Annotated in this window: 18 protein-coding genes and 1 riboswitch; of the genes, 12 read left to right on the top strand and 6 right to left on the bottom strand. The window is 72.1% G+C overall.

Annotation, left to right across the window (positions count from 1 at the left end; translation table 11 throughout):
* The 4 genes from ftsR to ABT360_RS27440 form a co-directional block, all read left to right on the top strand.
* Window positions 1-682 (top strand): transcriptional regulator FtsR (gene ftsR / locus ABT360_RS27455; protein WP_351821928.1); only part of this gene is annotated, 682 nt, incomplete at its 5' end.
* Between the two features lie 53 nt (window positions 683-735).
* On the top strand, window positions 736-1,209 hold the full coding sequence (locus ABT360_RS27450) for a bifunctional nuclease family protein (protein ID WP_026281837.1): 474 nt from the start codon (window positions 736-738) through the stop codon (window positions 1,207-1,209).
* A gap of 360 nt (window positions 1,210-1,569) precedes the next feature.
* Entirely contained in the window at window positions 1,570-2,289 is a 720-nt protein-coding gene (locus tag ABT360_RS27445) for a MerR family transcriptional regulator (protein ID WP_351821925.1), read from the top strand.
* 60 nt (window positions 2,290-2,349) lie between these two features.
* Window positions 2,350-4,449: a DNA polymerase IV gene (locus tag ABT360_RS27440; RefSeq protein ID WP_351821922.1), complete on the top strand. Its 2,100-nt coding sequence runs from the start codon at window positions 2,350-2,352 to the stop codon at window positions 4,447-4,449.
* On the opposite strand, the gene ABT360_RS27435 is transcribed toward ABT360_RS27440, so the two are convergent.
* Window positions 4,377-4,742 carry a PRC-barrel domain-containing protein gene (locus tag ABT360_RS27435; protein WP_351821919.1) on the bottom strand — a complete coding sequence of 122 codons (366 nt, stop codon included), beginning with the start codon at window positions 4,740-4,742 and terminating at the stop codon, window positions 4,377-4,379. The genes ABT360_RS27440 and ABT360_RS27435 overlap by 73 nt on opposite strands.
* Before the next feature lie 114 nt (window positions 4,743-4,856).
* Window positions 4,857-4,956: riboswitch (glycine riboswitch) on the top strand.
* Window positions 4,957-5,138: 182 nt separating this feature from the next.
* Here ABT360_RS27435 and gcvP point away from each other — a divergent pair.
* Window positions 5,139-8,024 carry an aminomethyl-transferring glycine dehydrogenase gene (gene gcvP, locus ABT360_RS27430; RefSeq protein ID WP_351821916.1) on the top strand — a complete coding sequence of 962 codons (2,886 nt, stop codon included), beginning with the start codon at window positions 5,139-5,141 and terminating at the stop codon, window positions 8,022-8,024.
* Window positions 8,025-8,095: 71 nt separating this feature from the next.
* On the opposite strand, the gene ABT360_RS27425 is transcribed toward gcvP, so the two are convergent.
* Both ABT360_RS27425 and ABT360_RS27420 read right to left on the bottom strand, forming a co-directional pair.
* On the bottom strand, window positions 8,096-8,302 hold the full coding sequence (locus ABT360_RS27425; RefSeq protein WP_189551922.1) for a DUF5999 family protein: 207 nt from the start codon (window positions 8,300-8,302) through the stop codon (window positions 8,096-8,098).
* A gap of 249 nt (window positions 8,303-8,551) precedes the next feature.
* Complete coding sequence (locus ABT360_RS27420; protein ID WP_351821912.1) at window positions 8,552-9,145, bottom strand: hypothetical protein; 594 nt, start codon at window positions 9,143-9,145, stop codon at window positions 8,552-8,554.
* 522 nt (window positions 9,146-9,667) lie between these two features.
* Between ABT360_RS27420 and ABT360_RS27415 the strand changes: the two genes are divergently transcribed.
* Window positions 9,668-11,194 carry a glutamate-cysteine ligase family protein gene (locus ABT360_RS27415; protein WP_351821909.1) on the top strand — a complete coding sequence of 509 codons (1,527 nt, stop codon included), beginning with the start codon at window positions 9,668-9,670 and terminating at the stop codon, window positions 11,192-11,194.
* 103 nt (window positions 11,195-11,297) lie between these two features.
* Window positions 11,298-12,077, top strand: a complete 780-nt coding sequence (locus tag ABT360_RS27410) for a CPBP family intramembrane glutamic endopeptidase (protein WP_351821906.1) — start codon at window positions 11,298-11,300, stop codon at window positions 12,075-12,077.
* An 84-nt stretch (window positions 12,078-12,161) separates the two neighbouring features.
* On the opposite strand, the gene ABT360_RS27405 is transcribed toward ABT360_RS27410, so the two are convergent.
* Complete coding sequence (locus ABT360_RS27405) at window positions 12,162-12,971, bottom strand: PhzF family phenazine biosynthesis protein (protein WP_351821904.1); 810 nt, start codon at window positions 12,969-12,971, stop codon at window positions 12,162-12,164.
* Window positions 12,972-13,119: 148 nt separating this feature from the next.
* Here ABT360_RS27405 and ABT360_RS27400 point away from each other — a divergent pair, with 148 nt between their 5' ends.
* From ABT360_RS27400 to ABT360_RS27385, 4 genes are all read left to right on the top strand, one after another.
* Entirely contained in the window at window positions 13,120-13,746 is a 627-nt protein-coding gene (locus ABT360_RS27400) for a PadR family transcriptional regulator (RefSeq protein ID WP_351821901.1), read from the top strand.
* Between the two features lie 417 nt (window positions 13,747-14,163).
* The gene (locus ABT360_RS27395) at window positions 14,164-14,694 is read left to right on the top strand and encodes a Clp protease N-terminal domain-containing protein (RefSeq protein WP_351821898.1); all 531 of its coding nucleotides are present in this window, start codon (window positions 14,164-14,166) and stop codon (window positions 14,692-14,694) included.
* Window positions 14,695-14,735: 41 nt separating this feature from the next.
* On the top strand, window positions 14,736-15,719 hold the full coding sequence (locus ABT360_RS27390) for an EamA family transporter (RefSeq protein WP_351821896.1): 984 nt from the start codon (window positions 14,736-14,738) through the stop codon (window positions 15,717-15,719).
* A 188-nt stretch (window positions 15,720-15,907) separates the two neighbouring features.
* Complete coding sequence (locus tag ABT360_RS27385; RefSeq protein ID WP_351821893.1) at window positions 15,908-16,867, top strand: DMT family transporter; 960 nt, start codon at window positions 15,908-15,910, stop codon at window positions 16,865-16,867.
* Between the two features lie 104 nt (window positions 16,868-16,971).
* Here the strand turns inward: ABT360_RS27385 and ABT360_RS27380 are convergent, their stop codons facing one another.
* Window positions 16,972-17,643, bottom strand: a complete 672-nt coding sequence (locus tag ABT360_RS27380; RefSeq protein WP_444852331.1) for a pyridoxamine 5'-phosphate oxidase family protein — start codon at window positions 17,641-17,643, stop codon at window positions 16,972-16,974.
* Between the two features lie 23 nt (window positions 17,644-17,666).
* Here ABT360_RS27380 and ABT360_RS27375 point away from each other — a divergent pair, with 23 nt between their 5' ends.
* Window positions 17,667-19,001: an aminotransferase class I/II-fold pyridoxal phosphate-dependent enzyme gene (locus ABT360_RS27375; RefSeq protein WP_351821887.1), complete on the top strand. Its 1,335-nt coding sequence runs from the start codon at window positions 17,667-17,669 to the stop codon at window positions 18,999-19,001.
* Here ABT360_RS27375 and ABT360_RS27370 read toward each other — a convergent pair.
* Window positions 18,992-19,978 carry a DMT family transporter gene (locus ABT360_RS27370; protein ID WP_351821884.1) on the bottom strand — a complete coding sequence of 329 codons (987 nt, stop codon included), beginning with the start codon at window positions 19,976-19,978 and terminating at the stop codon, window positions 18,992-18,994. The two genes, ABT360_RS27375 and ABT360_RS27370, sit on opposite strands and share 10 nt — an antisense overlap.
* Between the last annotated feature and the right edge of the window lie 34 nt (window positions 19,979-20,012).

The following is a 20,012-nucleotide window of genomic DNA, read 5'->3' as shown; positions in this document are numbered from 1 at the left end:
GACGGTGCTCAATCAGCTGCGTGAAGAGTTTCCCGAGGTCACGATCTCCAAGATCAGGTTCCTGGAGGCGGAGGGGCTCGTCGAGCCGCAGCGGACGGCGTCCGGCTACCGGAAGTTCAGCCCCCGCGATGTGGAGCGGCTGGCGCGCATCCTGCGGATGCAGCGGGATCATTACCTCCCGCTGAAGGTGATCCGGGAACACCTGGACGCCGTGGAGCGGGGCGAGCAGGTGGAGCTGCCGACTGCTCCGGGGGCGCAGCGCGAACCGCAGGACGGCGATCCGTGGGACGTGGCCGGGCAGGACCGCCCGACAGCTGCCCGGGTGGGCAGGGCGGAGCTCCTGGCGGCCGCGGGCGCCGGTGAGGAGGAGCTCGCCGAGTGGGAGGCGTACGGGCTCGTCGTCCAGGGTGTGGACGGCGGGTACGACGCCGAGGCGGTGACCGTCGCGAAACTTGTTGCGGATCTGGGGAGATTTGGTCTGGAACCGCGGCATTTGCGGGCGGTGAAAGCCGCAGCCGAGCGGGAGGCGGGGCTGGTCGAGCAGGTGGTCGCACCCCTGCGTCGGCACCGTAATCCGCAGACCAGGGCCCATGCCGAGGCGACCGCGAAGGAGCTGGCCGCACTGTCCGTGCGTCTGCACGCGGCACTGGTGCAGACGGCCCTCGGTGTCCGCTTGCCCTGATCTTGACAGAGCCCGACTATCCAAACCGGTCCGGCACGTCCTAGGGTTGCAATGTGAACGAGCTCGATGTTGTCGGTGTCCGGGTGGAAATGCCGTCCAACCAGCCGATCGTGCTCCTGCGTGAAGTGGGAGGCGACCGGTACCTCCCGATCTGGATCGGTCCGGGGGAGGCGACGGCGATCGCCTTCGCGCAGCAGGGCATGGCTCCCGCCCGGCCCCTCACTCATGACCTTTTCAAGGATGTGCTCGAGGCCGTGGGCCAGGAGCTGACCGAGGTCCGCATCACGGACCTGCGGGAAGGGGTCTTCTATGCGGAGCTGGTCTTCGCCAGCGGAGTCGAGGTGAGCGCCAGGCCCTCCGACGCCATAGCGCTGGCCTTGCGCACCGGAACCCCGATCTACGGGAGCGACGGCGTGCTCGACGACGCGGGCATCGCCATCCCGGACGAGCAGGAGGACGAGGTGGAGAAGTTCCGCGAGTTCCTCGACCAGATCTCGCCCGAGGACTTCGGCAGCAGCAGTCAGTGAGGCCGGTGCTCCGGTGTCGGGCCGTCCGTCCGCCGAAGGGGCGCTCTGCCGGATGAACCGTGCTGATTCCGTGCTGCGCGGTCCCTGCGCGCGATCGGCCGTCGGCCGTCCGGCGTCGCCCGTGCGGCGTCGGCTCCCGGGGGCAGTGAGGTGACGAGCTGCGGAGGCTCGCGCTTTCCGGCTCGCGTGAGCGCGCGGTGAGGGCTTTCAGCCCATTCGAGCACCCCTTCCCGGTTTCGGGATACGGGAAACCACTCTCAGGGTGATTATCACTCGGCGTGCCGAGTGTGGCGATCGTTGACGCACCCCTGGTGACTGCCTACCGTCGAGATGGCAGGTCAAGGACGGAGGGTCGGCGTGATGAGCAGCGGCGACGGTGCGACTGGGGGCCTCCCCGGACGAAGTCTGGGGAAGAGCGGGCCGTATCCGCTTCACGGGAGTGCGGCGGCCGACCAGGCTCACGCGAACGGGGTCGATCGGACGCCCGGTGGTGCGACCGACCGGCTCCAGCCGGGAGTGGCGGATGCGGGTGCCGTGGGCACGGGTGCCGGCCCGGTGCAGCGCCCCGCGGGTGATCCGGCCACCGACACGATCGGCTACCGGGGGCCCACCGCCTGCGCGGCGGCGGGAATCACCTACCGGCAGCTCGACTACTGGGCACGTACCGGGCTGGTCGAGCCGAGCGTACGGCCCGCGTACGGGTCGGGGACGCAGCGGCTCTACAGCTTTCGCGACGTGGTCGTCCTCAAGATCGTCAAACGCTTCCTGGACACGGGCGTGGCGCTGCAGAACATCCGCACGGCGGTCCAGCATCTGCGTGCGCGGGGCTTTCGCGACCTGGAGCGCATGACGCTCATGAGCGACGGCGCGACGGTCTACGAGTGCTCGTCGCCCGACGAGGTCGTCGATCTGCTCCAGGGCGGCCAGGGCGTTTTCGGGATCGCGGTGGGCGTGGTGTGGCGGGACGTCGAGGCGGCGCTCTCGCAGCTGCACGGGGAACGCGTCGACACCGGTGAGACGCTGGTCCGGCACAATCCGTCGGACGAGTTGGCACGCAGGCGGCGCGACCGGGCAGTCTGAGCCTCGCGTCCCGTATGTGTGTGCGGGCGATTGTCAGTGGCGTAGGGCAGCATCGGTGATGTGAGAGCCTCGCCGACGATCCTGCATCTGGACATGGATGCCTTCTTCGCCGCCGCCGAGCAGGCGGCGAAACCGAGTCTGCGCGGAAAGCCGGTGGTCGTCGGCGGGCTGGGGCCGCGAGGGGTGGTCGCCACCGCGTCGTACGAGGCCAGGCGTTTCGGGGTCCATTCGGCGATGCCGATGGCGCAGGCTCGGCGGCTGGCGCCGAACGCCGCGTATCTGGTGCCGCGCTTCTCCCTCTACCGTGCGGTGAGCGAGCAGGTCATGCGGCTGCTGCGGGAGCTGTCGCCCCTCGTCGAGCCGCTGAGCCTCGACGAGGCCTTCGTCGACCTGGAGGCAGGGGGCTCGGCCCATGACGCGGCCGGCGCGCGGGCGGCCGGCGAGCGGTTGCGCAGCGACATCCGCGCGGTCACCGGGCTCACCGGGTCAGTGGGCCTGGCAGGGTCCAAGATGCTCGCGAAGATCGCGTCGGAGGAGGCCAAGCCGGACGGGCTGGTGCTGATAGAGCCGGGGACGGAGCGGGAGCTGCTGGGCCCCAAGTCGGTGCGGATCCTGCCCGGGGTGGGGCCGGCCACCGGGGAACATCTGCGGCGGGCCGGTATGTCGACGGTGGCGGACCTGGCGGCGGCGGGCGAGGACGAGCTTGTACGGCTGCTGGGCAAGGCCCACGGCGAGTCGCTGCACCGGATGGCCATGGGGTACGACGACCGGCCCGTGGTGGCGGAGCGGGACGCCAAATCGGTGTCCGTGGAGGACACCTTCGACGTCGACCTGCACGACCGGGTGCGGGTGCGGTGGGAGGTGGAGCGGCTGGCCGAGCGGTGTGTGCAGCGGCTGCGGGGCGCGGGGCGGTCGGGACGGACGGTGGTGCTGAAGGTACGGAGGTACGACTTCTCTACGCTGACCCGGTCCGAGACGCTGCGAGGCCCGACGGACGACCCGGTGGTGGTGCGGGAGGCGGCGGCGCGGCTGCTGGAGGGGGTGGACACCACGGGTGGCGTGCGGCTGCTGGGCGTGGGCGTGACGGGGCTCGCGGACTACACGCAGGAGGACCTTTTCGCCCAGGCAGCGGCGGAGCGGGCGGAGGGGGAAGCGTCGGCTTCGGAACGGGTGGAGGCGGTGGGGGCGGTCGGAGCCGTCGCGGCTGACCCGGCCGGTACCACGCGGGGCGCCGGTTCGGTGGGAGTGGGGGATGCGGCCGATCGGGGCGGGGCGGGCGGCTCCGTTCCCGGGGAGTCCGGTGCCCTGGGCGGACAGGGTGTGCCGGTGGGGTCCCCGGCGGTGGACGCGCGGGCCTGGGCGGGTGGCCCGGCGGGGGCGCCGTCCCGACCAGGCGGCGGTGCGGCTGAACCGGCGGCCGGTGAGTCGGCGGGGCGGCCCGTGGCGGCTTCTCCCGGTGGGCGTGGCCATGCCGGCCTTCGACCGGATGGCGGCCAGCCAGGGGCGGGCGGGGACGCCAGGGCTGATGGGCCTCGTGGGGTCGATGTGGCGGCTGGGGGTGGGGTGGGTGAGCCAATGGAGCCGGACGCCCGGGAGGGGGCTTCCTCGGAGGGGGAGGGGCGACGCGGTGGCCGGGCCGGGGGGAAGACGGGGGCGGGTGCCGGTGAGGCCGGTGCAGCGGCTGGGCCCGCGGGCGCCGGTGGCGGGGGCGGACCGGTGGGGCACGGGAGCCGTGAGGCGGTGGTGCGTGAGCGTGCGGCCGCTGGGCCGGGCAGTGCAGGGCCGTCTGATGCTGGTGGTGCCGGTGGTGCTGGGGTGCCTGGTACCGGCGGGAGCGGTGGCCCTGGCGGCGCGGGGATGCCTGGTCCCGGTGGTGCCGAGCCCGGTGGTGCTGGGGAGCCGCGGCGGTGGGTGGCCGGGGAGGATGTGCGGCACGCCGAGTACGGGGCCGGGTGGGTGCAGGGCAGTGGGCTGGGGCGGGTGACCGTGCGGTTCGAGGAACCGGGGTCGCCGCCCGGGCGGGTGCGGACGTTCTGGGCCGACGATCCGGACCTGGAGCCGTCGGATCCGCTGCCTCTCGTGCCGGGTCAGTCGTCCTGGCCGGCGAGCTTGCCGAAGTCGCGGTCCGTGGAGGGAGGGGGCGGCAGCGCCAGGCCGTAGTGGTGGTAGAGCTGGAGTTCCTGCTCGGGGGAGAGGTGGCGGCCGACGCCGAAGTCGGGCGCGTCCTTGATCAGGGAGCGGTCGTACGGGATGTGCAGGCCGTCGTCCGCGAGGTCGCTGGGCTCCAGGGGGACGAAGGCGTCACGGCTGAACATGCCCGTGCGTACGGCGGCCCACTCCGGGGAGCCCGTCGCGTCGTCCAGGTACACCTCGTCGATGGTGCCGATCTTGCGGCCGTTGCGGTCGAAGGCCTTGCGGCCGATCAGGCTGCGCGGATCGATATCGGTCTGCACGGTCCCTCCAACTGGTCGCAACCGCTCTGTAAACACTACGAAAGTGCACATCGGTGACGTCGGCCACTCGAGGGATCCTGTGGGGACCGCGCTGGTAGGCTTGCAAACGGCCGCTGACCCCGCGCGGGAGAGTCCTCCGGAGAAACCTTTCGGAGGCGCCGAAGGAGCAAATCCTCCCCGGAATCTCTCAGGCACCCGGTACCGCACGGATGAGGTCACTCTGGAAAGCAGGGCGGGCGTCGGACGGCATCCGCTCTCACCGACGGTGAAAGCCGGCCCGCCCCGTCGTGGGGTGGTCCGGTGAAGCTCTCAGGTTGAGATGACAGAGGGGGAGGCCGTCCGGGCACCCGCGCCATGGTGCCCCTCGCAGGTCGTATCGACCAGGAGGCCTCCGCAATGACCGCCAACCGCATTCCGCTCTCCGTACTCGAACAGGGCATCCCGTTCGAGCAGCGGCACATCGGGCCCGACGAAGAGGCCCGCGCCAAGATGCTCGCGCAGGTCGGCTACGGTTCGCTCGACGAGCTCACGGCTGCTGCGGTGCCGGATGTGATCAAGAGCGCCGAGGCGCTGGGGCTGCCCGACGCCCGCACCGAGGCCGAGGTCCTGGCCGAGCTGCGCTCGCTGGCCGAGCGCAACCAGGTGCTCGCTCCGATGATCGGCCTCGGCTACTACGGCACGTTCACGCCGCCGGTCATCCTGCGCAACGTCATGGAGAACCCCGCCTGGTACACCGCGTACACGCCCTACCAGCCGGAGATCTCGCAGGGCCGCCTGGAGGCGCTGCTCAACTTCCAGACCATGGTCGCCGACCTGACCGGGCTGCCCACCTCCGGCGCCTCGCTGCTCGACGAGGGCACCGCCGCCGCCGAGGCCATGTCGCTGGCCCGCCGTGTCGGCAAGGTCAAGGACGGTGTCTTCCTGGTCGACGCCGACGCCCTGCCGCAGACCATCGCCGTCATCGAGACCCGCGCGGAGCCGACCGGTGTCGAGGTCGTCGTCGCCGACCTGAGCGAGGGCATCCCGGCCGAGGTCGCCGAGCGTGGCGTGTTCGGTGTGCTGCTCCAGTACCCCGGCGCCTCCGGTGCCGTACGCGACATCAAGGCCGTCATCGAGCAGGCGCACGAGCTCGGCGCGATCGTCACCGTCGCCGCCGACCTGCTGGCGCTGACCCTGCTCACCTCTCCCGGTGAGCTGGGCGCGGACATCGCCGTGGGCACCACCCAGCGGTTCGGTGTGCCGATGGGCTTCGGTGGTCCGCACGCCGGCTACATGGCCGTCCGCGACAAGTTCGCCCGCAGCCTGCCGGGCCGGCTCGTCGGCGTCTCCGTCGACGCGGACGGCAACAAGGCGTACCGGCTGGCGCTGCAGACCCGCGAGCAGCACATCCGCCGCGAGAAGGCCACCAGCAACATCTGTACCGCGCAGGTGCTGCTCGCCGTCATGGCCGGCATGTACGCCGTCTACCACGGCCCCGAGGGGCTCAAGCAGATCGCGCAGCGCGTCCACCGGTACGCCGTCGTGCTCGCCGAGGGGCTGCGTGCGGGTGGTGTGGACGTCGTGCACGGCACCTTCTTCGACACCGTGACCGTCCGGGTTCCCGGCAAGGCCGCCGAGGCCGTCGCCGCCGCCCGCGAGAACGGGGTCAACCTCCGCCTCGTCGACGCCGACCACGTCTCCGCCGCCTGCGACGAGACCACCGGCCGGGCCCAGATCGCCGCCGTGTGGGAGGCCTTCGGCGTGAGCGGCGACATCGAGGCGCTGGACGCCGCCACGGCCGACGTACTGCCCGAGGCGATGCTGCGCTCCGACGCGTACCTCACCCACCCCGTCTTCCACGCGCACCGCTCCGAGACGTCGATGCTGCGCTACCTGCGCAAGCTCGCCGACCGCGACTACGCGCTGGACCGCGGCATGATCCCGCTCGGCTCCTGCACGATGAAGCTGAACGCGACCACCGAGATGGAGCCGGTGACCTGGCCGGAGTTCGCGCAGATCCACCCCTTCGCGCCGGTCGACCAGGCGCAGGGCTACCTGACCCTGATCCGTGAGCTGGAGGAGCGCCTCGCCGAGGTCACCGGCTACGACAAGGTCTCCATCCAGCCCAACGCCGGTTCGCAGGGCGAGCTGGCCGGTCTGCTCGCCGTCCGCGCGTACCACCGCGCCAACGGCGATACCCAGCGCACGGTGTGCCTGATCCCCTCCTCCGCGCACGGCACCAACGCCGCGAGCGCCGTGATGGCCGGCATGAAGGTCGTGGTCGTCAAGACCGCCGACGACGGCGAGATCGACGTCGAGGACCTGCGGGCCAAGATCGAGCAGTACCGCGACGAGCTGTCCGTCCTGATGATCACCTACCCGTCCACGCACGGCGTGTTCGAGGAGCACGTCGCGGACATCTGCGCCCAGGTCCACGAGGCCGGCGGCCAGGTGTACGTCGACGGCGCCAACCTCAACGCGCTGGTGGGGCTGGCGAAGCCGGGTGAGTTCGGTGGCGACGTCTCGCACCTGAACCTGCACAAGACCTTCTGCATCCCGCACGGCGGCGGCGGCCCCGGTGTCGGCCCGGTCGGCGTCCGTGAGCACCTCGCCCCGTACCTGCCCAACCACCCGCTCCAGCCGAGCGCCGGCCCCGACACGGGCGTCGGCCCGATCTCGGCCGCCCCGTGGGGCTCGGCCGGCATCCTGCCGATCTCCTGGGCGTACGTACGGCTCATGGGCGGCGAGGGACTCAAGCGCGCGACCCAGGTCGCCGTCCTCGCGGCCAACTACATCGCCAAGCGCCTGGAGCCGCACTACCCGGTGCTCTACACCGGCCCGGCCGGGCTCGTCGCCCACGAGTGCATCGTGGACCTGCGCCCGATCTCCAAGGCGACCGGCGTCAGCGTCGACGACATCGCCAAGAGGCTGATCGACTACGGCTTCCACGCCCCGACCATGTCGTTCCCGGTGGCCGGCACGCTGATGATCGAGCCGACCGAGAGCGAGGACCTGACCGAGCTCGACCGGTTCTGCGACACGATGATCGCGATCCGTGCGGAGATCGAGAAGGTCGCGTCGGGTGAGTGGCCCGCGGACGACAACCCGCTGCGCAACGCCCCGCACACCGCGGCCGCGCTGGGAGCTGAGTGGACGCACGCGTACAGCCGGGAGGAGGCGGTCTTCCCGGCCGGCGTCTCGGCCTCGGACAAGTACTGGCCGCCGGTGCGCCGCATCGACGGGGCGTTCGGCGACCGCAACCTGGTCTGCTCCTGCCCGCCGCTGGACGAGTATGACAACTGACGGGCGTGAAGAGGGCCGGTACGGAGATCATCTCCGTACCGGCCCTCTTCCGTGCGGTTGTGTGCGGTGCCTCAGGCGGCCGTGACGACCTTCGAGGCGCTCAGCGGCCGGTGCGGCGCGATGATCTGGCCGTCCGGCAGCAGTTCACCGGTGTCCTCGAAGAGCAGGACGCCGTTGCACAGCAGGCTCCAGCCCTGTTCCGGGTGGTGAGCCACCAGGCGGGCCGCCTCCCTGTCGGCGGAGTCGGCGGTCGGGCAGGCTGGCTGGTGCTGGCACATGGGTCGGTTCTTTCGCTGCGGTGTGGTGTGTGTCCTGCGGCTCGATGCGGTGTTCATGGCCGCCCCCCGTTTGTCTGTCGGTCCGTTCCCAGTGTTGCCCCACGGGCGTCAATCCGCAGGGATTTCGCGGCAGCGCTTCCTACTGCTTAATGACGTGTCACCCGCACGGATGGTTCAGCTCAACCACACTGTCCCTTCGGGTGGTTCGTGATGGCCTGACCGGGCTAGTCCGAACGGACCGGGGAGTCATCACGCCGTTGACTCCAGCAGGGGTGGCGGCACCAGTCGCAGCGTCAGCACCGGCAGCAGGTCGGCCACCCGGTACGGCATGTGCGGGGCGATCCCCGGGGGCGCGGGGGCCAGCGGGATCAGCAGGTCCGCCGGGGCCGGTGAGCCGGTGGCCGGGTCGGCCTCCGTGTCCCCGTGCAGCCACAGCGTCAGCATGTACAGCTCGGGCACGGACAGCAGGCGCGGCTGGTGGCGGGTCGCCATGGCCTCGGCCTGGCGGAGGGCACGCTCCGTCGACGCGAGGTAGGGGCCCTCGAAGAAGTGCGAGAAGGCCCAGCCGTCCTGGGTGAGGATGGTGTCCGCGGCGGCGACGGGGCGGTCGCCGCCGCGGATCAGGAACCGCCAGCCGGCCAGTCGGGTACGCGGTGCGCCGGCGGGTGTGACGACCGGGTCGCGGACGTCCAGTACATGGACGGGAAGCGGGAGTTCGGGGCTCAGCGGTCCCTGGACGGACCGGAGAGCGGGCGTGTGGGCCTCGCGGACGGCGGGGGAGCCGAGCGCCGCGAGGACACTGCGCAAGGCAGGCGCGGGGGCAGGGGAGACGTGGAGCGGCATGGTGGGTCGCCTCTCAGTCAAGAGACAGGGTGCTGCGGGAGAGGTGCGGACGGCAGTGTCAGCTTCGGGGTCAGAGGGTGCCGGAGGGGGCCGATGGGCCGTGGCCGGGCTCGACTCTCTGCCTCGTTCGCGGAGTTTATACGACACGTGTTCACGCAATGTTTCCGCTAGCCGACCGCGATATTACCGACAAGGCCGAATCAGGTCTTTAATTTGCGGTGTTTCTGTGGATTTCCCGCGACGGCGAGGCCGCTGCCTGCGCCGTTGCCCGGCGTGCGGTAGGCCGAATGGCGCCGCTGTTTCGGGCGGATCGGGGCGCCGCCTCACCCGCCGCGGCGGGGGTCGAGCGGCGGTAACTGCGCGCTGCCTCATGCCTCCGGAATGTGCCGGGCACAACAACGTATCCAGCCTACCGTCCAAGCCCTGTCCGTGTGGGCGTTACAGATCAGTCCGGCTGGGCATTATCGTCCGTGACGCGAGCGGACGATGCCGCGCGCCGCCCACTCGAGGAGGGACACTTCGATGGGGGAGAAGATCGCGGCAGGCGGCTTCGACCTGTCCGATCGGCAGAGGTACCGCAGGAAACTTCAGGAGTGCCTGACGGGACTGGAGCGACTCCTTGCCGACAAGAGGTTCGACCGGCCACGGAATCTCGTGGGCCTGGAGATCGAGCTGAATCTGGCGGGTGCCGACGGCATGCCGCGGATGATGAATGCCGAGGTGCTGGACCGCATCGCGAGCCGGGATTTCCAGACGGAACTCGGAATGTTCAACCTGGAAGTGAACATCGCCCCGCACCGGCTCGGCGGGCGCGTCTTCGATCAGCTCGCCGAGGAGCTCCGCACCGGTCTGGCATATGCGCACCGCAAGGCGCAGGAGGTCGATGCCGGCATTGTGATGATCGGCATTCTTCCGACACTCTCCCAGGACGATCTGGTCTCCGGGAACCTCTCCGACGTCGACCGTTACCGTCTGCTCAACGACGAGATAGTCGCCGCGCGGGGCGAGCACTTCACGCTCGACATCGAGGGCGTGGAACGGCTCAGCTGTACGGCGAGTTCCATCGTGCCCGAGGCGGCGTGCACCTCCGTGCAGCTGCACCTCCAGGTCACGCCCGAGCGCTTCGCCGACGTGTGGAACGCCGCGCAGGCCATCGCCGCCGTACAGATCGCCGTCGGCGCGAACGCGCCCTTCCTCTTCGGCCGGGAGCTGTGGCGCGAGTCCCGCCCGCCGCTGTTCACCCAGGCCACGGACACCCGCCCGCCCGAGCTCCAGGCACAGGGCGTGCGGCCGCGCACCTGGTTCGGGGAGCGGTGGGTCTCCTCGGCGTACGAGCTCTTCGAGGAGAACGTACGGTACTTCCCCGCGCTGCTGCCGATCTGCGACGACGAGGAGCCGCTGCGCGTCCTCGACGAGGGCGGAGTGCCGACCCTCCCGGAGCTCGCCCTGCACAACGGCACCGTCTACCGCTGGAACCGGCCGGTGTACGGGGTCGTGGACGGGGTGCCCCACCTGCGCGTGGAGAACCGGGTCCTGCCGGCCGGGCCGACCGTCGACGACGTCCTCGCCAACGCCGCCTTCTACTACGGCCTGGTCCGCGCGCTCGCCGAGGAGACCAGGCCCGTGTGGACGCGGCTGCCGTTCGAGGACGCCGCCGCGAACTTCGACGCCGCCTGCCGATACGGCATCGACGCCGAACTGCGCTGGCCGCGGCCGGGCCGGGCCGGCGGCGTCACCACGGTGCCGGCGGTGAAGCTGGTACGGGACGAACTGCTGCCGCTCGCGGCCGCGGGCCTCGACGCGTGGGGCGTGGAGCGCACGGACCGCAAGCGGTACCTCGGGATCATCGAGGAGCGGTGCAAGCGCCGGGTGAACGGCGCGTCGTGGCAGGTGGAAACGTTCCACCGGGCGCTGGAGGCCGGGCTGGGGCGGGAGGCGGCGCTGGCCGCCACCACCCGTCAGTACTGCCGGCTGATGCGGCAGGGGAACCCGGTGCACACCTGGCCGGTCGGCTTCCCGGGAGAGCCGTCGGCTCGGCTGGAGCGGTGAGGCCCGGGGCGGCCGGTGTGCCGCCCCGGCTGGGTTCCTGGTGAGATCGTCGGGCAAGCTGTGACGTCCCATGGCGGTCGACCCGAGGCAGGTGTGCGCGTACGTGGCAGGAACTCTTCCCGCGGAGACCGTGGGGCCCAGGACCCTGCGGTCCGAGACGTTGCTCGTGCTGGCCCTCTCCCTGGGGGCGAGCGGGGTCTCCGCGCTGATCAGCTTCGTCGGTTCGCTGACGAAACCGGGTGGGCTGAAGGACCAGGCGGCGACGCTCAACAGCTCCTACGCGCCGGGGCGGCCGTGGCTCGACCTGGCCTGGCAGCTGTTCGGGATCGCCACCGCGCTGGTGCCCGTCGCGCTCGTGGCGCACCTGCTGCTCAGGGAGGGCGCGGGGCTGCGGGCGATCGGTTTCGACCGTGGCCGGCCGTGGCCGGACCTGGGGCGTGGGGCGCTGATCGCGGCCGGTATCGGCAGCGCGGGGCTCGCCTTCTACCTGGCGGCGCGGGCGGCGGGGGCGAACCTGACGGTGGTGCCCGAGGCGCTGCCCGAGGTGTGGTGGAAGTACCCGGTGCTGATCCTGTCGGCGGTGCAGAACTCCGTGCTGGAGGAGGTCATCGTCGTCGGCTACCTCTTGCGCAGGCTGGACCAACTGGGGTGGAGCCCCATGGCGGCGCTGGTGACCAGCTCGGTGCTGCGCGGCTCCTACCACCTGTACCAGGGCATCGGCGGGTTCATCGGCAACATGGTGATGGGCGTGGTCTTCGTGCTGCTCTACCGGCGGTGGGGGCGGGTGGGGCCGCTGGTCGTGGCGCACGCGCTGCTCGACATCGTGGCGTTCGTCGGGTACGCGCTGCTGGCGGGCCGGGTGGGGTGGTTGCCCACGGCCTGAGGCGAGGTCCGGAGGACGAAGGGGCGTACGGAGGGTTCCGTACGCCCCTTGGTTGTTCCGTCGGTGGCGGGCCGGCAATCGGTGTCAGGCCAGCAGGTCGCCCTCGATGACCGTCACCGCGTTCCCGGTCAGCAGTGTCCGCTCACCGCGCAGCGTCGTCCGCACCAGCCCGGTGCGGGCGCCGCCCTGGAAGCCGGTCAGCTCGTCGCGGCCGAGGCGGGCCGACCAGAAGGGCGCGAGGGCGGTGTGCGCGCTGCCGGTGACCGGATCCTCGTCGATGCCGAGGGCCGGGAAGAAGCAGCGGGAGACGAAGTCGTACCCCCGCCCCGGGTCCTCGGCGGCGGCAGTCGTGATGACGCCCCGGTCCGACATGGTCGCCAGCGCGGCGAAGTCCGGTGCGAGGGATCGTACGGACCGCTCGTCCCTCAACTCGACCAGCAGGTCGCCAATGTGCGCGGCGGTGTCGTGGACGGCGACGACGTCGGCGCCGAGTGCCTTGGCGAGCCCGTCCGGGGCCGGGACGGGCGTCAGCGTGGAGGTCGGGAAGTCCAGCGTGAGGGAGCCGTCCTCGGCCGCGGTGGCGGAGAGGACGCCGCACCGCGCGGTGAAGCGGACCGTGCCGCTCGCGCGGCCGGTGGTGTGCAGGACGTGAGCCGTGGCGAGCGTGGCGTGGCCGCACATGTCGACCTCGGCGACGGGGGTGAGCCAGCGCAACGCCCAGTCGGCCTCGCCGCCAGGGGGCAGCGGGTGGGCGAAGGCCGTTTCGGAGAGGTTGACCTCCGCGGCGACCTTCTGGAGCCAGTGGTCGTCCGGGAAGGCGTCCAGGAGGACGACCCCCGCCGGGTTGCCGGAGAAGGGGCGGTCGGTGAAGGCGTCGACGATTCGGATCCGCATGCAGCCGACCGTAGGGGCGGGGGCGCCTCCCGGGCCAAGGCCAATTCGGCGCGGGTGGCCCGGGCGGCGTCGAAGTGATTGCCCAACGAACTGTTCCGATATATCGTTGAAGCATCGCGACAGATCAACGATGGAAGGAGCGTACGAGATGCGTGCGCATGGGAACTGCGGACCCGGCCATCGCGGCTGGGGCGGCGAGCGTCAGGGCGACTTCGAAGGGCGCCGAGGTGCCTTCGGGCCGTTCGGCCCGGGATTCGGGTCCGGCCCGTTCGCCGGGGGCCCCTTCGGGGGAGGGCCCTTCGGCGGCGGGCGCGGACGAGGCGGTGGCCGGGGAAGGGCGAGGCGCGGTGATGTGCGTGCCTCGATCCTCGCGCTGCTGAAGGACCGTCCGATGCACGGCTACGAGATGATCCAGGAGATCGCCGAGCGCAGCGGCGGGGCCTGGCGGCCCAGCCCCGGCTCGGTCTACCCGACCCTTCAGCTCCTGGAGGACGAGGACCTGATCGCCAGCCGGAGCGAGGGCGGCAAGAAGCTGTTCACGCTCACGGACACCGGGCGCGCCGAAGCCGAGTCGGGGCCGGACGCCCCCTGGGAAGAGGCGGGGCGCGGCGTGGACTGGGAGGCGATGCACGAGATCCGCCAGGCCGGGTTCGGGCTGCTCGAGGCATTCGGGCAGGTCTGGAAGACCGGGGACGCGGAGCAGCGGCAGAAGGCGCTGACCGTCATCAACGACGCCCGCAAGAAGCTCTACCTGATCCTGGCCGACGAGCACTGAGCCGGCGGCGGCGCCGGGAGCGCCGAGGGCCCCGTGGTGTGCGCCGCGGGGCCCTGCCGCGGTGCTCGGGGTGTCCGGTGTGGGGTTTTGTCGTGGGGCCCGTGGTGTCCGTCGGGTGCTCGCGGTTTCTGCGGCGCCTTCCGGGGCTTCCCGGGTTACGTCCCCAGGTCGTACGGGCAGTTCACCGGAGCCGCCGTCCTTGCCGGCCGGTGCCGCGATGTGTGGGTAACGGTGCGCGGATGGTGGCCGTGCCGTCGCGAACATTCGATACTGATGGGCCGTCAGTTCCACTGCCGGGGCTCCACCGCTCTCATCCGTAAGGAGGAGGAACCGGTCACTCGTGCCCTCCTTCTGTGGGATGCGCGAATGCTCCCAGCCGGGGATGTTCCGGCTTCCCGCTGCTGATGGGGTGGGAAGGTGCAAAGCCCTACCCCGCGGGTGCCTCGGCAACTGCCCGCCGAAAGCCGTGCGGAGATCGAGACCAGGCTCACCGTCGAACTGGCCGCCGTCGTCGCCGGTGCGCGGCGCAGGGCGCTGCGGGACGGTGACCGGCAGATCGACACGGCCCACCTCCTGCACTCGCTGCTCGAATCCGACCCCGGTGTCAGGGCCGCCTTCGACGGCCCTCAGGTGGCGCGCGTGCTCGGCTACCTGGTGCAGCGAAGCATCGGGTACGGGCTGCGCTGGCAAGGTGCGACCGAGCACACCGGTGCCGTACCCCTGCTCCCGGAGGCGGACGTACCGGGGTGGTCGCCCGCCGCCGTCGCCGCGATGGAGGGCGCCCTGGAGCGGGCCGGACGGCGGGGTGACCCGCGAGCGAGGGGGCTCGACCTGCTCGCCGGGCTGGCCGCCGACCATGCGTGCCGGGCCGTCGAGGTACTGACCCGGGCCGGGGTCGACGCGGCGTCGCTGGCCGCCCGGATCGGTGAGCCGTCTCAACAGGTGTAACGACCTTCACGCTCCTGACGCTCTGCTGCCATGATGTCCCGATGCACGCGTCTCAGGGGAGAAGCGCCGGCCTGGGACTCGCCCTGGCCTCGGCGTTCGCATTCGGTGGATCAGGTGTCGCGGCCAAGCCGCTGATCGAGGCAGGGCTCGACCCGCTGCACGTGGTGTGGCTACGGGTGACCGGTGCCGCACTCGTCATGCTGCCCGTGGCCTGGCGTCACCGCGACCTCCTGCGCCGCAAGCCCGCCCTGCTCGCCGGCTTCGGGCTGCTCGCGGTCGCGGGCGTGCAGGCCTGCTACTTCGCGGCCATCTCCCGTATCCCCGTCGGGGTCGCGCTCCTCATCGAGTACCTCGCCCCGGCGCTGGTGCTCGGCTGGGTTCGCTTCGTACAGCGCAGGCCGGTGACGCGGGCCGCGGCCCTCGGGGTGATCCTCGCCGTCGGCGGACTCGCGTGCGTGGTGGAGGTGTGGTCGGGGCTGAGCTTCGACCTCCTCGGGCTCGTGCTCGCACTGGGTGCCGCCTGTTGCCAGGTCGGCTACTTCGTCCTCTCCGACCAGGGCAGTGACGAGGCGGAACCGGCCGACCCGCTCGGTGTCATCGCGTACGGTCTGCTCTTCGGCTCGGTCTTCGTCACCGTCGTCGCCCGCCCGTGGGGCATGGACTGGTCCGTCCTGGGCGAGACCGCCGACATGGGCGGGACCACCATTCCGGCGTGGCTGCTGCTCGGGTGGATCGTGCTGATCGCCACTGTCCTCGCGTACGTCACCGGTGTCACCTCGGTGCGGCGGCTCTCGCCTCAGGTGGCGGGTGTGGTCGCCTGCCTGGAGGCGGTCATCGCGACCGTGCTGGCTTGGGTGCTGCTCAAGGAGCACCTCTCGGCGGCGCAGATCCTGGGCGGAGCGGTGGTGCTCGTGGGCGCCTTCATCGCCCAGTCGTCCACGCCGAAGGCGCCGTCCGGACCGGTGACCGGGTCGGACCGGATGAACCCGGAAGACGAGTTGTCGGCCCAACGCGCCGCCACGTAAGGTGACGATCATGCATTCGACCGTACTTCCGCCGCCTGCCGCGTAACGCGGGCGGCACCTCCCCCTCCTGACGGGGACCGACTCGGGCTCGGTCGCGCCGACGCGCGCCAGTACCCGGGTGGTTCGCCGCTGCCCGCGTGCGGAGTCGAGCGGCCAACCATCTGTCTGTCTTCGTACGGAGAAGTCACGTGTCGAATGCCTCTGTTGTGCCCGGTTTGTCCGTAGGGCGCAGTCTCTTCTACCTGATCGTCGCCGGGGTCGCCTGGGGCACCGCCGGGGCGGCCGCCTCGCTGGTGTTCCTCGTCAGCGACCTCGGTCCACTGGCCCTGTCGTTCTGGCGCTGCGCCGGTGGCCTCGTGCTGCTGCTCGGTGCCCTCGCGGTACGCCGCCGCCGTGCCCCGAGGGCGGCCGAGTCCCGTCGGCGGCGGTTGCTGCGCATCCTCGGTACGGGGGCCGGGCTCACCGTCTTCCAGAGCGCCTACTTCGCCGCCGTCGAGGTGACCGGCCTCGCGGTCGGCACGGTCGTCACCCTGGGCGCCGGGCCCGTGCTCATCGCGCTCGGCGCGCGGCTGACCCTGGGGGAGCGGCTCGGGCGCGGCGGAGTCGTCGCCGTCACGGGCGCGCTGGCCGGTCTCGCCGTACTGGTCCTCGGCAGTGGGGGCGTCGCCGTGCGGCCCGCCGGTGTGGCGCTCGCGGTGCTGTCCGCCGCCGGATACGCCATGGTCACCCTGCTGACGCGCCGGCTCGGACGCGACGGTGGCGGCGCCGACGCGCTGGCCACCAGCACCTGGGCCTTCGCGGTCGGCGCCGTGGGGCTGCTGCCGATGGCGGCGGCCGAGGGCCTCGTCCCGCACACCGCGGAACTCGCGAAGGTGGTGGGGCTGCTGGCGTACGTGGCGGCCGTGCCGACCGCGCTGGCGTACGCGCTGTACTTCGCGGGCGCGGCCGCCGTGCGCGCCGCGACCGTCTCCGTGGTCATGCTCCTGGAGCCGGTGAGCGCGGCCGTCATCGCGGTCACGGTGCTCGGTGAGCGGCTGACCGGGGCGACGGTGGGCGGGACGCTGCTCCTGCTCGGCGCCGTCGCCGGGCTGGCGGTCGCGGAGGCGCGGGGCGCGGTCGGCAGGCGGCGGGTGGAGGCGCCGGCCTGATCGGTGTGGTGTGGCGTGGGGGCGTGCACCGGGATGGGAGCCCCCTCGCCTCCGACCTCCGCGGGGGCGCCCCCCGCCCCGGCCGGATCCCGTCCGCGACTTGCTCAGAGCTTGGCGAGGTAGTCCGGCAGGGGGATCGCCGGGCCCAGGTCGGAGGCCGGGACGGGGACGCCGTAGGCGGTTCGGAGCGGGACGACGCCCGCCCAGTGCGGGAGCGTGAGGTCCTCCGGGTCGTCGTTGGGGCCGCCGGTGCGGAGCTTGGCCGACACCTCCTCCAGGTCCAGGCGGAGAACGGCCGTCGCGGCGAGCTCCTTGGCGTCGGCCGGGCGGGAGTCGGTGGAGCGGCCGGGGACGACATGGTCGACAAGGGCGTCGAGCGCCGTGCGCTTCTCCTCCGGGTCGGTGACCTGGTGGGCGATGCCGTGCACGACGACCGAGCGGTAGTTGAGCGAGTGGTGGAAGGCGGAACGGGCCAGCACCAACCCGTCGACGTGGGTGACCGTCAGACAGACCGCAAGGCCCGGGTCGGCCCCGCCGGCCATGCGCAGCGGGCGTGAACCGGTGGAGCCGTGCACATAAAGGCGCTCGCCGACGCGGCCGTACAGCGTGGGCAGGACGACCGGCGCGCCGTCGCGGACGAAACCGAGGTGGCAGACGTACGCCTCGTCGAGTATCGCGTGCACCAGCTCGCGGTCGTACGAGGCGCGGTCCCGGGAGCGGGTGGGGACGGTGCGGTCGGTGGGCTCGTAGCGCGTCGCTGACATTGCGGTCTCCATTGCACTAGTGCATAATGCTGTTTGTGCTAGGAGAGTACCGGATTGCAGGGCGTCGCGCATCGGAGATCGCCGCGAGCGTGGAGGTGGGTGTCGGCTCGGGCGAGCTGGCGCCGGGCCAACTCCTGCCACCCATGCGGGAGTTGGCCGCTCGATTGGGGGTCAACCCCAATACGGTCGCGGCCGCGTACCGCACCTTGCGTGAGCGCGGGGTGATCGAGACGGCCGGACGGCGGGGCAGCCGGGTGCGGTCCCGGCCGGCCACCACCGCGCGGGGGTCCCTCCGGATCGACGCGCCGGAGGGCGTACGGGACGTGGGGCAGGGCAATCCGGACCCGGCCCTGCTGCCGCCGCTCGGCGAGGCGCTGGCGGCCGCCGCCCGCCGCGACGCCGAGGAGCCCGGGCTGTACGGGCAGGCGCCGGTGGACGAGGACTTCGCACGGCTCGCCCGGGCGGCGCTGGACGCCGACGGGGTTCCGGACGGGCCGATCGCCGTCACGTCCGGCTCGCTGGACGCAATCGAACGCGTGCTCGCCGCCCATCTGCGGCCGGGTGACGCCGTGGCGGTCGAGGACCCCGGCTGGGGTGCCCTCCTCGATCTCGTACCGGCGCTCGGGCTGAAGCCGGTGCCGGTCGCCCTCGACGACGACGGGCCGCTGCCCGGCGAGGTGGAGCGGGCGCTCCGCGACACCGGGGCACGGGCGCTGATCGTGACCGACCGGGCCCAGAACCCGACCGGTGCGGCGGTGGGCGCCGCCAGGGCGGAGGAGCTGCGGCGGGTGCTGGCCGCGCACCGGGGCGTGCTGGTGATCGAGGACGACCACGGGCACGGGTTCGTCGACGTACCGCTGCATCCGCTCGCGGGCGTCACGGACCACTGGGTTCTGGTGCGGTCGGTCGCCAAGGCGTACGGGCCCGATCTGCGCGTCGCCGCCCTGACCGGCGACCCGGTCACCGTCGACCGGGTGCTGGGGCGGCAGAACCTCGGGCCCGGCTGGGTGAGCCGCCTGTTGCAGCGTGCCGTGGTCCACCTGTGGGAGACCGGCGCGGTGGACCCGCGCGCGGTCGCGGCGGCGTACGCGGAGCGGCGCGACGCGCTGGTGGCGGCCCTGGCCCGGCGGCGTGTCGAGGCGCACGGGCGCAGCGGGATGAACGTGTGGGTGCCGGTCGCCGACGAGACCGGGGCGGTGGCCCGCCTGCTGCACGCGGGGTGGGCGGTGGCGCCCGGGGCCCGGTTCCGGATGGCTGCCGGACCGGGCGTACGGATCACCGTCTCGGGTCTGCCGTTGGCGGACCTGGAGCGGCTCGCCGACACGGTGGCGGCGGCGGTGGGTCCGGTGGAGGCGCGCAGTTACGGCTGACGTCCGGCCCCCGTCTTCGGGCGGCTCTGGGTGAGGGCGGCTCCGGCCAGCACGATCAGCGCCCCGACCGGGATGTTCCAGGTCAGTGCCTCGCCCAGGAGCGTGACGCCGGCGGCGGTGGCGATGACCGGGATGAAGTAGGTCACCATCTGGCCGGTCGTCGGGCCGACCTCGGCGACGATTCCGTACTGGATCAGCACCGCGAGGCCGGTGCCCAGCGCACCGAGCGCGACCACCGCGAGCAGCGGCACGACCGGGAACGTGGTCGGCCAGGTGGTGAACAGCGGGGTGACGACAGCCAGTTGGAGGGTGGCGAGGAACAGCTGCGCCCCGGTGAGGGAGAGGTGTGACTCGCTGCGGCCCGCGAGCGTACGGCGCACGTAGATCCAGCCGATGGGGTAGCTGAGGGAGGCCAGCAGCGCCATCGCGGTGCCCGTGGCGTCCAGCCCGGAGAAGCCCTGCCAGGCCCCGAGCACGGTCAGGACGCCGATGAAGCCGATGCCCAGGCCCGCGACCCGGCGGCGCGTCGGGCGGTCCTCGGACAGGGCGACCAGGGACAGGGCCATGCCCCACAGCGGGGAGGTGGCGTTGCAGATGCCGGCCAGGGTCGAGGGGATGGTGAGCTCGGCGTACGCGAAGAGGGAGAACGGCAGGGCGTTGAGGAAGAACGCCGCCACCGCCAGATGGCCCCATGTGCGGGCGCCGCGCGGCAGCTTCACGCGCTTCACGGCCATGGCGACGGCGAGCACCGCCGTGCCGAACAGCAAGCGCCCGAGGGTCACCTGGAACGGGGCGTACGCCTGCGTGCCCACCTTGATGAGCAGAAAGCTGAAGCCCCAGACGAGGGAGAGCAGCGCGAAACGGACGCGCCAGTCGAGGGCGGGGCGGGGCGCGGGCGGTGGGGCGGAAGTCGTGGACGCCGCGGTCGCGGATGCCGTGGGCAGCGAGCGGTGGGAACGTGCGGTGGCGGTGCTCATGGCGAACACGATGGCCGCTGCGACGTCGTAGGAC

The sequence above is a fragment of the Streptomyces sp. NPDC000229 genome (assembly GCF_040300825.1).
In the GTDB taxonomy this organism is placed as follows: Bacteria; Actinomycetota; Actinomycetes; order Streptomycetales; family Streptomycetaceae; genus Streptomyces.
This window is presented reverse-complemented; position numbering and strand designations above follow the sequence as displayed.

Coding starts and splice junctions, on each gene's coding strand:
- ABT360_RS27445 (WP_351821925.1), top strand. CDS start 1,570: ATGAGCAGCGGCGACGGTGCGACTGGGGGCCTCCCCGGACGAAGTCTG.
- gcvP (WP_351821916.1), top strand. CDS start 5,139: ATGACCGCCAACCGCATTCCGCTCTCCGTACTCGAACAGGGCATCCCG.
- ABT360_RS27425 (WP_189551922.1), bottom strand. CDS start 8,302: ATGTGCCAGCACCAGCCAGCCTGCCCGACCGCCGACTCCGCCGACAGG.
- ABT360_RS27420 (WP_351821912.1), bottom strand. CDS start 9,145: ATGCCGCTCCACGTCTCCCCTGCCCCCGCGCCTGCCTTGCGCAGTGTC.
- ABT360_RS27415 (WP_351821909.1), top strand. CDS start 9,668: ATGGGGGAGAAGATCGCGGCAGGCGGCTTCGACCTGTCCGATCGGCAG.
- ABT360_RS27405 (WP_351821904.1), bottom strand. CDS start 12,971: ATGCGGATCCGAATCGTCGACGCCTTCACCGACCGCCCCTTCTCCGGC.
- ABT360_RS27400 (WP_351821901.1), top strand. CDS start 13,120: ATGCGTGCGCATGGGAACTGCGGACCCGGCCATCGCGGCTGGGGCGGC.
- ABT360_RS27390 (WP_351821896.1), top strand. CDS start 14,736: ATGCACGCGTCTCAGGGGAGAAGCGCCGGCCTGGGACTCGCCCTGGCC.
- ABT360_RS27380 (WP_444852331.1), bottom strand. CDS start 17,643: ATGGAGACCGCAATGTCAGCGACGCGCTACGAGCCCACCGACCGCACC.
- ABT360_RS27370 (WP_351821884.1), bottom strand. CDS start 19,978: ATGAGCACCGCCACCGCACGTTCCCACCGCTCGCTGCCCACGGCATCC.